Annotated in this window: 13 protein-coding genes; 7 read left to right on the top strand and 6 right to left on the bottom strand. The window is 43.8% G+C overall.

The genetic code is table 11. The features are described 5' to 3' along the window. Positions 1-71 precede the first annotated feature (71 nt). The 4 genes from V7O63_RS10380 (at position 72) to V7O63_RS10365 (ending at position 4,713) form a co-directional block, all read left to right on the top strand. A complete protein-coding gene (locus V7O63_RS10380; RefSeq protein ID WP_340818446.1) occupies positions 72-626 on the top strand; it encodes a flavodoxin family protein in 555 nt (184 codons plus the stop codon). 812 nt (positions 627-1,438) lie between these two features. Next, positions 1,439-1,879, top strand: a complete 441-nt coding sequence (locus V7O63_RS10375; protein WP_340818444.1) for a hypothetical protein — start codon at positions 1,439-1,441, stop codon at positions 1,877-1,879. A gap of 130 nt (positions 1,880-2,009) precedes the next feature. Beyond that, entirely contained in the window at positions 2,010-2,465 is a 456-nt protein-coding gene (locus tag V7O63_RS10370) for a hypothetical protein (RefSeq protein WP_340818443.1), read from the top strand. Positions 2,466-2,688: 223 nt separating this feature from the next. After that, positions 2,689-4,713, top strand: coding sequence for a sodium-translocating pyrophosphatase (locus V7O63_RS10365; protein ID WP_340818442.1), 2,025 nt, complete (start codon positions 2,689-2,691; stop codon positions 4,711-4,713). A 221-nt stretch (positions 4,714-4,934) separates the two neighbouring features. Here V7O63_RS10365 and V7O63_RS10360 read toward each other — a convergent pair whose 3' ends face one another. Then, positions 4,935-5,114, bottom strand: a complete 180-nt coding sequence (locus V7O63_RS10360; protein ID WP_340818441.1) for a PLDc N-terminal domain-containing protein — start codon at positions 5,112-5,114, stop codon at positions 4,935-4,937. 455 nt (positions 5,115-5,569) lie between these two features. Here V7O63_RS10360 and V7O63_RS10355 point away from each other — a divergent pair, with 455 nt between their 5' ends. Further along, the gene (locus V7O63_RS10355) at positions 5,570-6,478 is read left to right on the top strand and encodes a hypothetical protein (RefSeq protein WP_340818440.1); all 909 of its coding nucleotides are present in this window, start codon (positions 5,570-5,572) and stop codon (positions 6,476-6,478) included. Here the strand turns inward: V7O63_RS10355 and V7O63_RS10350 are convergent. Beyond that, positions 6,472-7,392, bottom strand: coding sequence for a TIGR00269 family protein (locus V7O63_RS10350; RefSeq protein ID WP_340818439.1), 921 nt, complete (start codon positions 7,390-7,392; stop codon positions 6,472-6,474). The two genes, V7O63_RS10355 and V7O63_RS10350, sit on opposite strands and share 7 nt — an antisense overlap. 167 nt (positions 7,393-7,559) lie before the next feature. On the opposite strand from V7O63_RS10350, the gene V7O63_RS10345 reads away from it, so the two are divergent. Then, a complete protein-coding gene (locus V7O63_RS10345) occupies positions 7,560-8,933 on the top strand; it encodes a tripartite tricarboxylate transporter permease (protein WP_340818438.1) in 1,374 nt (457 codons plus the stop codon). Here V7O63_RS10345 and V7O63_RS10340 read toward each other — a convergent pair. The 4 genes from V7O63_RS10340 to V7O63_RS10325 all read right to left on the bottom strand — a co-directional run bounded on the left by V7O63_RS10340 (position 8,904) and on the right by V7O63_RS10325 (position 11,801). After that, positions 8,904-9,269 carry a cupin domain-containing protein gene (locus V7O63_RS10340; RefSeq protein ID WP_340818437.1) on the bottom strand — a complete coding sequence of 122 codons (366 nt, stop codon included), beginning with the start codon at positions 9,267-9,269 and terminating at the stop codon, positions 8,904-8,906. The genes V7O63_RS10345 and V7O63_RS10340 overlap by 30 nt on opposite strands. 22 nt (positions 9,270-9,291) lie before the next feature. Then, on the bottom strand, positions 9,292-10,071 hold the full coding sequence (locus V7O63_RS10335; protein ID WP_340818436.1) for an AAA family ATPase: 780 nt from the start codon (positions 10,069-10,071) through the stop codon (positions 9,292-9,294). Positions 10,072-10,146: 75 nt separating this feature from the next. Continuing rightward, a complete protein-coding gene (locus tag V7O63_RS10330) occupies positions 10,147-10,920 on the bottom strand; it encodes a formylglycine-generating enzyme family protein (protein WP_340818435.1) in 774 nt (257 codons plus the stop codon). Between the two features lie 155 nt (positions 10,921-11,075). Beyond that, the gene (locus V7O63_RS10325) at positions 11,076-11,801 is read right to left on the bottom strand and encodes a hypothetical protein (protein ID WP_340818434.1); all 726 of its coding nucleotides are present in this window, start codon (positions 11,799-11,801) and stop codon (positions 11,076-11,078) included. A gap of 132 nt (positions 11,802-11,933) precedes the next feature. Here V7O63_RS10325 and V7O63_RS10320 point away from each other — a divergent pair, with 132 nt between their 5' ends. Beyond that, positions 11,934-12,815 (top strand): cation diffusion facilitator family transporter, encoded by an 882-nt coding sequence (locus V7O63_RS10320; RefSeq protein ID WP_340818433.1) that lies wholly within the window; start codon positions 11,934-11,936, stop codon positions 12,813-12,815. Positions 12,816-12,818: the final 3 nt, after the last annotated feature.

The raw sequence follows: 12,818 nt of genomic DNA, 5'->3' as shown, positions 1-12,818 counted from the left end.
TCGTCGCTACATAAATAGCATTCGAGTACTTCTCAAAAAGTAATCATCACTAATTTAAGGAAATGATCTAAATGAAAGTAGTAGGTTTCGTAGGAAGTCCAAGAAAGAATGGTAACACCGATGTACTTGTTCAGCAGGTCCTTGATGGTGCAGCAGAAGCAGGTGCGGATGTTGAGAAATTCTACATCAATGAAATGAACATAAGAGGCTGCCAGGGATGCACATACTGCAGGGAAGTTGATGGATGTAAATTGAAAGATGACATGTCAAAAGTATATGATGCCCTTAAGAATGCAGATGGTTTCGTATTCGGGTCGCCTATCTACTTCTTCCAGTTCACAGGTCAGATGCGTCAGATGATCGACCGCTGCTGGGCACTTGTAAACCCGGACTTCACACCACGCATTGAAGGTGGAAAGAAGGCTGTCATAGTCGGTGCGCATGGCAACCCGGAGCCTGATGCCTTCAAAGGAGTCTTTGATGAGTTCACACAGGTCCTTCAGCTGTTCGGTATGGATGTAAAGGGAACATTTGTGGATGTAGGCCACCACGCTCCGGGTGAAGTAAAAGAGAATGCTGAACTCATGTCACAGGCAAAGACCGCCGGTGCTGAACTCTTTAAGTGATCATATTGTCATGAACATTATATGTTGCATGTTCATATAATTCAGAAAATGAATGCCTGCACATCTCAGGCATCATCTATTTTAAGTACTGATCGTACAATGGCTTTATAGTAAATAGTAAATGTAGAACTATGGGTCAAAACTATGATCGAATGTTCGTCAGAACATTTTCTGTTCTCAATGGATAATGGTACTTTATCCAGTGATCCCTGAACTCTGCAGACTCTCAGATGTATCGAGGATAGTTCTCTCTACAGGGCAGTCTTCCGTTAGACTTCTATTTTCCGGGATCACCGGGACGGGATTTTTCATATCCGGATGTCCACAATAATAAGCTGTTCCTACTCGTGTCCTTCCTTCTATGCCTGCACATTTGGAATATAAAGGAATATCCTTTCTGTAGTTGCATTTTCTGCATTCCATTTTTCTCGGTCCTGATCTTATATTCTGACTTTTTATCGTTAAAGTGCACATTTAATTGAATCTAAATATATTTACTAATATATCTAATCTGATTATGTTAGTACTAATATATAGCTTAAACCCCCTTGCCAGCAGCCAACACATATAAAAGATATACACTAGTACTGGAAATTTTATTCAATTGCAGGTATATTTTATATATTATGCTGACCAATATTGAATTGGCAGACGGGAGTGGGAAATTACCACCATCTCATTAGATACCATACCAACCAGTTTTAAATACTTGAGAAAAGGTGCTCCCCTTTGCCTTCTATTATGAACTCATTCCTTTTCAGGCAAAAATGGGATATTGGATGGATGTATCCTTCTTATTCAGAGGAGTTGTAATGGAGAAAGGTGTTTCATATGGTTTATTGATCATTGTTGTTGCTGTGCTGATCGGCCTCAGTGGCAATATATGGTCTTGCGGACCTGTCCCGGTGGAAGGTCTGTTAATTGTTGATGGCAGTTCATCGATAGGTTCTTCCGATGACAATGGTTCCGTTTCCATTTACAGCTACGAGTTCACTCTTTTAAACAGTGGTGGGAAGGATATCTATGTCACAACGGTCGAGCCGGTACTGGCTGAAAGTCCTTATATCATCACATCTCAGGCCTCTGTCCTTCAGAAGATGAACAGCTATGTAGAAGCAGGTTCCTCTTTAAAGGTCGAAGGTATTATCGAGCTGGATACCGGGGATGTACCAAAGGAAGAGATTATGGATCTGAAGCCTATATTATATGTAAATGTCTCTTCTACAGAAGTGCTGCCATACTTCGCGTATTAGGGCAGAAGCTTATACAGGAGTTCACAGATATGATCTGCAGGTCCCGATCTACCTTTTCTTTACCGAAATTCAACCTCCGGGATATATAAAATTAAATGTCATAAGACCCATTATACGCGCAGGTGTTAAAATGAAGCTTGACCAGAATGATAAGAACAGGATAGTGTCAATAGTAGCTTCCCGCTATTTCTCGGAGCAAGGCTGGAAATGGATCGATCTGAACTCAGAGGTCACAAAGATACATAAGGCATATGATGACCTTAAGGACCAGTATGCTGCGTATCCATACATGTCCAGGGACTGGTATGTAAGTAATTCTGCTACCAAAAGTATCCACATGTGTGAGAACTGGGATGATCTGAGCGGGCTTGTTGAATTCCTTGATGCTTATGGTGAACACTTCGATTTTCTCGTAAAGGATGCGAAGAAATCATTGTGTATAGCAAGTACGGATGGGTATCTGACACCTGAGCAGAAGACAGCTATATCTGCTGCTCGCAGGTCAAGGTACAATGTCTTTGTTTTCAGGGTTGAAGTACCCGATGATATCGAGTTCGAACTCATGCAGATAGGAGGCGGATTGTAATTTGCGTCTTTTGTGCCGATACATTCATATCAGGTGCGTACAATTACGGCTCACTTTTATATAGTATATATCAGTATTATAGCCGACGTGGTTACAATTATGTGGCAGGTCATATTGTAAGTGACATGCTGCTTCATTAATGATTACAAGATCGAATCGATGAATAAATCACATTATTAAGTAAATCGCATTTAAATAAACTATATTTGAGAGGAGTTTTAATATGGAATCTTTTGAATCTTTAATTTATCTTGCCCCTCTTGCTGGTCTTATTAGTTTGTTATTTGCTGGTATCTTTGCGCGCGGTGTCCTTAAAGAGGATGCTGGTACCAAGGAGATGCAGGAAATAGCAGGTGCTGTCCAGGAAGGTGCGATGGCATATTTGAATCGTCAGTATAAAACAATAGCAGTTGTGGCTGTTATTCTCGCAGCGCTTATCTTAGCTCTCCTTGATGACGGAGCTAAGATAGCTATCGGTTTCCTTGCTGGTGCTATAAGCTCTGCAGCAGCAGGTTACGTTGGTATGAATGTGTCCGTAAGGGCTAATGTCAGAACCGCAAGTGCAGCATCAAAAGGATTGCAGAAGGCAATGTCCGTTGCATTCCGCGGTGGAGCTGTCACAGGTCTTGCTGTGGTAGGTCTTGCACTTCTCGGTACAAGTGGTTTCTACATCCTTTACGGTGATGTGGACCTTGTAGTCGGATTCGGTTTCGGTGCAAGTCTTATCAGTCTCTTCGCAAGGGTTGGCGGTGGAATATTCACCAAGGCAGCCGATGTAGGAGCAGACCTTGTAGGTAAGGTAGAGGCAGGTATCCCTGAAGATGATCCACGTAATGCAGGTGTTATCGCTGACAACGTAGGTGACAATGTAGGTGACTGTGCCGGAATGGGTGCTGACCTCTTCGAAACATACGTAGTTACAGTTCTCGCATCAATGCTTCTCGGATCACTCATCATTGATACATTCCCTAACGCAATTCTTTACCCACTCATTCTTGGTTCAGTCGCGATCTTTGCTTCCATTATTTCTGTCTTCTTCGTGAAGGTAGGCAGCGATGGAAAGATCATGAAAGCTCTTTACAAGGGTGTTGCAGTCTCTGCTATTCTGAGTATCGTTGCATTCTACTTCGTGACTCAGTTCCTTGGAATGAGCATGAGCTTCTTCTACGCATCGATCGTAGGTATTGCCATCATGGTTCTTATGGTGGTGTTCACAGAATATTATACTTCAACTTCATTCCGTCCTGTAAAGTCGATCGCAGCAGCATCCGAAACAGGCGCAGGTACAAACGTAATTTCCGGTCTTGCAATTGGTTTTGAGAGTACCGCACTTCCACTTTTGATAATCATTGCAGGTATTCTTGCATCCTATTTCGTTGTAGGCGGAGCAGCAAGTCCTGCTATCGGTCTTTACGGTATTGCCATCGCAGCAGCAGCAATGCTCTCAACAACCGGTATGATCGTAGCTCTTGACTCATATGGCCCTATCACTGACAATGCCGGTGGTATCGCAGAAATGGCAGGCATGCCTTCCAACGTGCGTAAGATCACCGATGCACTTGATGCAGTAGGTAACACCACAAAGGCTGTCACAAAGGGATATGCAATAGGTTCAGCAGCACTTGGTGCACTGGCACTCTTTGCAGACTATACTCACAAAGTGAACCTCGGAGCAGGCTCACTCAGCCTTGACAACCCAATTGTTCTTGTCGGCCTTCTTATTGGTGGTCTCCTTCCGTTCCTGTTCACTGCAGTTACCATGAAGGCAGTCGGTAAGGCAGCATTCGCTATTGTAAACGAAGTTCGCCGCCAGTTCAGGGAAATTCCTGGTATCATGGAAGGTACAGCAAAGCCTGAATACGGCAAGTGTGTGGATATTGTAACCGCAGCAGCGATCCGTGAAATGGCAATTCCTGGTGCTCTTGCAATCATCGTACCACTTATTGTTGGTGTAGTGCTTGGTCCTGAGGCCCTTGGTGGTCTTCTTATCGGTATCATCGTTGCAGGTCTTCTCCTTGCTATGACCATGAACAATGGTGGTGGAGCATGGGATAATGCAAAGAAACTTATCGAAGATGGTGAACACGGTGGAAAAGGCTCTGAAGCTCACAAGGCAGCAGTTGTTGGTGACACCGTCGGTGACCCATTCAAGGACACATCCGGTCCTGCCCTTAACGCTCTGATCAAGGTAGTGAACATGATCGCAATCCTGTTCTCATCCCTGTTCATTGGTGCAGGTATCTTCTAAAACAAGAATAAACTCTTTGTTTCCGGCTTTTGCCGGAAATCCTTTTCTCTTTTTTAATCACTCTTTTTAACAGGGCATTATTTGCAGTAAACGTAGTAATGAATATCCTGACATACCCAACGGTAAACAATGGTGTATCAATGACCTTATCTCTGGGATGAGTAAAAAAGATTGGATCGAATGATCCTGAAAACAAAAAATGTGTATCTGTTTAATGATACTTACTTCTTGCCAAGGAAATAATATGCTATAGCGCCCAGAACACCAAATATAAGTGCTACAAGTATCCAGAGTACTTTCTTAACTGTATCCAAACCTTTGTTCTGAGTCAGTACATCGTATATAACCCAGATAACGGATGCAAGTGCGATCAAGCCCCATATGTTTGCTAACATTGACATGTATTTTCACCTCAAAAAACATAGTAAGTAACACCTATATATATTTATCTGGGAGTTTCAATGCCAATTGGCTTATCTTAAGCCATATAGCAATCAATTATTCTTGTTTACAAAATATGTATTCTATTTAAGAATTCGATAATCTCGATATGATTCCAGCTGATCATAGTAACAAATAGCAAAAACAACCTCATTAAAACAAAGAACAAGTTTTGCACGGGTGGTCGGGTTTAATGTATTTGGGGAGTGGGGTTTAAGTGTGGGAGTGGGTTTAGTGTATGAAAAGAGCCACCCGTGCAAGAACATTGCTACAAAAGATATTATTATATTTAAACTTTGTGATTTGTTCCTGTATCTTCTCCTTAAAAGGTTTTGTATATACAGGAAATTAGCATTTTCCAGTGGGATGAAAATAAATATGAGGGACACATAGAACCTCTCTCAGGAGTTATATGATGGTCGAGGACATTGGAGCAGTCATTAGCAAGGGCTTTGGTACGTGGAAAAGGAACCTTAACATCTGTGTTCCTTTCATACTTGAGCTTGTAACAGTCATCCTGTTCTTTATTCTTGGGATTCTCATCTTCACGCTTATATTTATCATGCCGCTGGTCTCACAGCAGAACATCGACCCCGAGTCCCTTTCTCCGGATGAGATGTTGAGCCTGTTCTCCTCGGTATTCTCAGAGAGCATGTTCCTGATGATAGTAGTAGGACTCGTACTGCTCCTGCTCTATATGGTGTTCTCTTCTTTCTTCACCGCCGGAGCCATAGGTATGGCAAAGAAAGCATTAGAAACGGGACACACAGACCTTCATGACATGTTCCGGGCAGGCAGCGAGAATTTCCTGAACCTGTTCCTCACCAATGTACTTATTTCATTGCTTACTATTGCAGGCCTGGTCTTCCTTGTTCCCGGGATTATTTCCATAGGTGACGTAAGTCTGTTCCTGTCAAATCCGGAAAGTGAGGCAGCAGGTGCTACATTGCTGGTTCTGGGGATGCTTGCATGGGTTTTTTACATAATAGCTCTGAGCATTGTCCTTTTCTTTGTGAACTATGCCCTGGTGGTCGATAACCTTGACCCGATAAGTGCAATTGAGACAGGCTTGGCCTTCTTCAGGCATAACATCCTGTCTGCAATTTTCATGTGGCTCTTTATCATAGGGGTAACTGTGTTCATATCAGTGATAGGAGAGGTAGCATCCTATGTGGATGTAATAGCTCAGCTATGGTCCTTTGCAGAACTGATCCTTAGCACTATAGTTATACAGCCTCTGATAACAGTATGGCTTACACGCTTCTATCTTGACAGGACAGAAAAGAAACTCTACTCCTTTGAAGAGTATATGCTGGACTACTGATCCCTTTTAAGTAGCTTGCAGGCCTGGCATACGTTCTCTGTACATGCCTGTCCGCAGATGCTGCAACTGGAAAGTCCTTCCTGCGGGAATTCACGTCCAAGTATGCCGGATATCTTATCAAAACCACTAAGCAGGGCATATTTGGTTCCGGGATGTTTCACCTCAAGATCATTGAGTATGACCCTTATCTCACCTCTCATTGCCTCATGGGCATACGGACATCCACCAAAGCCCAATGGCAGGTCATGAAGGTATGCGTAGAGTGCAACCTCTTTTTCAGGAATGTGTCTGAGAGGCTTCATCCTCAGTATAAGTCCTTCAAGTTCTTTAGGAGGGGCAAGTCTTACCATACGTGAAACGTCGCCTTTAAGGTGGTTCATCAGGAGTGTCTGTGCCTCATCGTCAAGATTGTGCCCTATTGCCAGTTTCGTTGCACCGATCTCAAGGGCTATCTTATTGAGAAGTGATTTCCTGAGTACACCACAATAGCTGCATGCTCCTTTCTCCCTCTGCTGGGGTGCTATCTCATCCATGGTGGTGTCATATTCTTCCCTGAAAGAGCGTATTATATGTCTGACACCCAGTTTCTCGGTGAGCTCCTTTGCTGACTGTATGGTGTCAGGACGGTATCCTTCTATGCCTTCATCGATGGAGATACCCACAAGTTCGACGTCAGGTCTTTTTCCAAATATCTGGTGTAATATGTAAAGGGTGGTACTGCTGTCCTTACCACCGCTCAGGCCCACTGCAATGACCTCATTCCTTTTGACGCTGTAATGTTTCCTGATCGTAAGTTTGATCTTACGTTCAACGTCATTTATGAAATGCTTCCTGCAAAGGTGCATACCTGAGTATTTCTGAAAAATGATCGCGTTATTGTTACATTTACTGCATTTGGTCGTTGTGGTATCCATTCCTGTAAGGACAGGGAATCTTATTATATAAATCTATTATTGACCAGAATTTCAGAGTGTCAGGCAGAACCTCAGCATCTTTATTTTGGCATATTTATTTTAAAGTCAAAAAGCAAAAATTAAGTACTAATTGAATATTTTCCTGCAAAACATAAAGGAAAACGACAATGAGTGTTCTTACAGATGTTCCCCTGTGGATATTTCTGGTATCGGTAATAGCGGGATACCTTCTTGGTGTGATCTCCGGCCTTGTTCCGGGGATCCATACCAACAATTTCGCACTCATATTGCTTGCGTTCTCCCCTTTCCTTTCCGACAGGGGATTACCAGTGGTCTGCATAGCGGCAATGATACTGGCAAATAGTATCTCTCACACATTCCACGATATCATTCCATCAATATTCCTGGGTGCACCCGGTGAGGATACAGCTCTTGCAGTCCTTCCCGGCCACACCCTGCTGCTTGAAGGTCAGGGTTCACAGGCTATCCGTCTTTCAGCCCTGGGAAGTGCCGGTTCAGTGGTCATGTCACTTCTGACAGTGATCCCACTTTCATTCCTCTTTGTGAAGGGTTATCAGGTCATTCAGGATAACATGGCATACATCCTCATCCTTGTCGCTCTTGTGATGATCATGACAGAGAAAGGTGAATACCTTCAAGGGGAAGGAAGGATAAAAGTGTGGAGAAAAAGAACCTTTGCACTTCTTCTTTTTGGGATGAGCGGTCTGCTGGGTATCTTTGCATTCAGGATGGAATCCCTTTCTCATCCGCTAACAGGCTGGTCAGAGGGTTCAATACTGCTTCCACTGTTAAGCGGACTCTTTGGTGCTTCCCAGCTCATAATAAGCCTGTTCTCTGACCCAGCTATCCCCACACAGTATGATTCAAGACCGGACCTTGAAAGAAGCAGGATTCTCAGGGGCATTGCAACCGGGAGTATATTCGGTTCCATAGTGGCATGGTTACCTGGAGTATCCTCATCTATAGCAACGGTCTTTGCACGCATTTTCGTAAGAGAGAAACCAGATTCAAAGAATGTAATGCAGGATGATGAGGTTTTCCTGGCTTCCTCGAAGGAGTTCATTGTCTCAATATCAGGTGTCAATACCAGTAATGCAATATTCGGATTGATGGCACTGGCTTTCATCGGCAGGACAAGGAGTGGCGCCATGGTTGCCATAGATGAGCTAATGGGTGGCATCACTCTTGAGCTATCAATGGTGGTGCTCTTTTTGTGTGCTATCCTGCTGACATCCCTTTTGTCGTATTTCTCAACGATCTATCTGGGTGATAACGTCCACCGCATGTTGGAAAAAATAGATTATCCCAAAATTTGCTATGGGATCATCTTATTCCTTGCAGCTATGGTATTGCTATCAACAGGACTTTTTGGTTTGCTCATCTTCATCATAGCTATTCCCATTGGGATGCTCGCTCCGTTCCTGGGAGTGAAAAAGAGCCATTGCATGGGTGTGATACTGTTGCCTGTTATCCTGTACTTTATCTATAGGTCATTCAAGGATCTCAGTGTCATCATGTGAGTATGCAGGAGAACAGCAACACAATATCCTGAGTTCTTCAGTTCCTGTATTCCTGATATTGTGGGACATTCCCGGATGGATACAGATGGAATCGCCTTCTTTGACCTCGATGTACTCATCATCCAGTGTCAAAAGACCGGAACCTGAAAGTATATGGTATATCTCCTCTGTGATATCGTGCCGGTGTAAAAGAGTGGAAGCTCCTGCAGGAACAGTAGCTTCAGCGATGCTCTGTGCTGAGTTACCATGTACCTGCGGGTGCATCAGTTCCCTGATGGTCGAACCATCTTTGGTAATGTAAGCTTCAATATCCCCGCAGGAAGTCTTTATCATCATGGATACTGGATGAGTTCCAGCTCTATTGAGCTTTATCTTCCTTCTCGAAACCTGCTATCATCTCAAGCATCCTGTCCTTTATCTCTGTGACGGAATCCACCCACTTCCCGCCTACATCGATCGGGGCAAGACCATTGAAGTCGGCTTCCATGAGGTCAGGGTCATAGGCAACTTCCCCGAGGACCGGTATTCCAAGCTCTTCCAGTTTTGGCTTTATATTTGCAGCAGTGCCTTTGTTGATGATCGCAGCAAGGTGTTCCACGTCAATACCCTCTGAAAGCTGCTTGATCCTCTGTGCGGTCTCTATGGAGCGCATACCCGGCTCAACGACAATTATCATAAGATCGATACCACGGGTGGTACCACGACCCAGATGCTCGATACCTGCTTCCATATCAAGAATGACAGCACTGGTATCCTTGAGCACTACATGTCTCAGGAAAGCCTTCAGGAATGCAGATGCAGGGCACATACAACCACTTCCTCCCCTTTCGATGGTTCCCATTACGAGCATTTTGACGTTATCAGGTCCTGTAACACCAAATTTATCCACAATGTCATCCACCTTCGGGTTGAACTTGAACATGCCTTCCTTTTCCCCGGCCCTCTCTTCTATAAGGTCCTGATAATCTGTAAGTGGCTCAGGGGCTTTATCTATCCCAAGTGAGGAAGCAAGGTTCATATCAGCATCGGCATCAATGGCAAGCACATCATATCCATCCCTTGCCAGCATCCTTGCAAGGGTGCCTGACAGTGTTGTCTTACCTACTCCGCCTTTCCCGGTGACTGCAATTTTAACCATGTTCAGAACTGAGTATCTATCAGAATTATATCTTCCGGTCACGGACATTGATATTCCTGTTCCATGAATGGAAGCTCAGATATCTTTCACGATCCGAAATCCCAGAACGTTCGATGTACTGTTGGCATCAAGGCTTCCACGGAAATGGCTCTTACATATATTGGGTCCGTCCATCCAGCTTCCGCCACGTCCTACCCGGCTGTTCAGCTTCCCTTCCTCCCATGCCGTTCCATCAGCAGGTGCACCTTCATAATTGTCGTGCCAGTTATCCTGTACCCATTCCCATACATTCCCGTGCATGTCATAGAGACCCCATGAATTCGGTTCCTTCTGGTTTACAGGGTTTGTAGTACTATTCGAATTAATAGCACACCAGCCATAACTGTCGGACCATCCATAGGTATCAAGGTCAGTGGCTTTGTCAGAGAAAGAAAAGTCAGTACTTGTTCCTGCCCTGCAAGCATATTCCCATTCAGCTTCGGTTGGAAGACGGTACTTATCGGTGTTCTCCATCTCGTTCAACCTGGCAATGAATTCCTGTGCATCGTACCAGGATACCTGTTCAACAGGCAGATCATCACTTTTGAAGTAAGATGGATTATCTCCCATTATTGCTGTCCATTGCTTCTGTGTGACCTCGGACTCTGCCATATAGAATTGTTCATCTATGGTCACCTTGTGTACCGGATCATCGAAGGCAACCACAGGTGTGGAGTCGGTTCCCATGTAGAACTCACCTGCTGGTATCAGGACAAGTTCCATTCCAATGGAATTGTTGATGATCTCAGGGGTATCAGCACCTCCATTATCAGATATACAACCTGAAAAAAGAACAACTGTAATGGACAAAAAAGTGACTATCAATATTCTAGTGCTGTATTTTTCAAAATGAATATTCAAGTAGAACACCTATCATCCGATTCAAAGTATCGTATTAATAGGTGTTCTAATGGATCTGTATAGTTTTTCGAGTGCTAAATTGAACTATATATGCAGTTTAAATCTTACTCTATAGTGCTTACAAGTTCCAGCATCTCATCAAGTTCGCTCTCGCCATCAACTGAGAATAGGGTACCATCCACAATACCGGCTTCGATCCTGTGTTCTCCGTCCGGGGTGAATCCCATTACAAAGGTGTTGGTATTCTCACCCTCAAAGGCAGTAACAAAACCGATCATCCTCAGGTCTGTATCTGTAGAATTACCTGACCCTGTGAATATCCTGACGCTTGCCTCAGTACCATCATTGAGTATGATGGTCCTTGTCTTTGTGTCCTCGATATCTTCGATGCCGTTACCTTCCTTCATGTCATTGACCATTCTCTCCGTTATATCTGACATGAGGTCGGTAGGCAATTTCGCACCGGATGGGAGTGTCAGACGGTATGTGACCATATGCGCTGTCATGCTTGCCGGCATACCTGTCTCAAAAGGAATGTTGTTCTCTTCCGCGAAACTGAGTGCCTGTTCGTTGATATCGTTCATGAGTCTGTCATTGTAATACTCCACAGTGACCGAACTGATGGTCAGGCTCTTTGAATCGGTAAGTTCCTGTTCGAATGACTTTTCTTCAATGCCTACCTGTGACCATCCGTATGCTGTCAATGCATTCTCATCTATAGTTGCAGGAGTAGCTTCGGGAGTTTCAAGGCACCCGGAACCTATTATGATCAGGGACACGATGAATGATAATGAAATTATCAAAGTAGCTCGTTTTAAATTCAATTTCAATGATATCACCTGCTTATATTATGGTTTTATTAATATATTAAATCACACGGTGTTACAGATTATTGGCTTGCCTTCTTTTATTAGATATAAATATCATATAGTTTATATTGTTGATATTCATAATCATTATAGATGTACGACATGGACCTTCGTTTCAGGAAAATACGGAAAGTTATGGTCTATGTACTTTTCCTGAACCTGGCTGTATCGTCCGCGAAGATCGCATACGGCTACTACACCAACGTTCTCAGTATGCAGTCCGATGGTTTCCATTCTCTTTTCGATGGTGTTTCCAATATCGTGGGTCTTATCGGTATCCAGATAGCAGCTAAACCGCCTGACAGGGAACATCCGTACGGTCATCGTAAGTTCGAGACACTGGCATCTATAATGATCGCTGTGATACTGGCAGTTGTCGCATTCGAGATAGTCCATTCGGCATTCGAACGTTTTGGTAACGGCAATCATCCTGAGGTCACTGCCATCAGTTTTGTTGTGATGCTCGGCACCATGGTTGTGAACTATGCTGTTACGACCTATGAAAGCAAGGTCGGTAAAGAGCTTAACAGTGAGGTACTGCTTGCAGATTCAGCTCACACGAGAAGTGATATCTATGTCTCACTATCTGTGATCATAGGTCTGGTAGCTATCTATGCGGGTTATCCGATCATCGATCCTGCAGTCTCTATCCTTATCGCATTGGTGATATTACATGCAGGCGCAGAGATCATATTTCATAGTGTATCCATACTTGCAGATGAATCCCAGATAGATACCGATGAGATAGAACAGGTTGTCTGCAATATCGAAGGTGTTATCGATTGCCATAAGATACGTACAAGGGGTCCACCGGGAAATGTCTATGTGGACCTTCATGTAGAAGTTGACCCTGAGATGAGCACCTACAAGTCCCATACGATCTCCCATATAGTCCAGTATCGTATCAGGGAGAACTTCGAGGGAATAGAGGATGTGCTGGTGCATATCGAGCCTGCCCACACACGGTCGATATAAATA

This window comes from Methanolobus sp. WCC4, assembly GCF_038022665.1.
Lineage (GTDB): Archaea > Halobacteriota > Methanosarcinia > Methanosarcinales > Methanosarcinaceae > Methanolobus.
This window is presented reverse-complemented; position numbering and strand designations above follow the sequence as displayed.

Excerpts from the sequence above, each read along its gene's own strand:
- V7O63_RS10345 (WP_340818438.1), top strand. The coding sequence starts at position 7,560 with ATGAGTGTTCTTACAGATGTTCCCCTGTGGATATTTCTGGTATCGGTA.
- V7O63_RS10355 (WP_340818440.1), top strand. The coding sequence starts at position 5,570 with ATGGTCGAGGACATTGGAGCAGTCATTAGCAAGGGCTTTGGTACGTGG.
- V7O63_RS10350 (WP_340818439.1), bottom strand. The coding sequence starts at position 7,392 with ATGGATACCACAACGACCAAATGCAGTAAATGTAACAATAACGCGATC.
- V7O63_RS10335 (WP_340818436.1), bottom strand. The coding sequence starts at position 10,071 with ATGGTTAAAATTGCAGTCACCGGGAAAGGCGGAGTAGGTAAGACAACA.
- V7O63_RS10340 (WP_340818437.1), bottom strand. The coding sequence starts at position 9,269 with ATGATGATAAAGACTTCCTGCGGGGATATTGAAGCTTACATTACCAAA.
- V7O63_RS10380 (WP_340818446.1), top strand. The coding sequence starts at position 72 with ATGAAAGTAGTAGGTTTCGTAGGAAGTCCAAGAAAGAATGGTAACACC.
- V7O63_RS10375 (WP_340818444.1), top strand. The coding sequence starts at position 1,439 with ATGGAGAAAGGTGTTTCATATGGTTTATTGATCATTGTTGTTGCTGTG.
- V7O63_RS10365 (WP_340818442.1), top strand. The coding sequence starts at position 2,689 with ATGGAATCTTTTGAATCTTTAATTTATCTTGCCCCTCTTGCTGGTCTT.
- V7O63_RS10320 (WP_340818433.1), top strand. The coding sequence starts at position 11,934 with ATGTACGACATGGACCTTCGTTTCAGGAAAATACGGAAAGTTATGGTC.
- V7O63_RS10370 (WP_340818443.1), top strand. The coding sequence starts at position 2,010 with ATGAAGCTTGACCAGAATGATAAGAACAGGATAGTGTCAATAGTAGCT.
- V7O63_RS10360 (WP_340818441.1), bottom strand. The coding sequence starts at position 5,114 with ATGTCAATGTTAGCAAACATATGGGGCTTGATCGCACTTGCATCCGTT.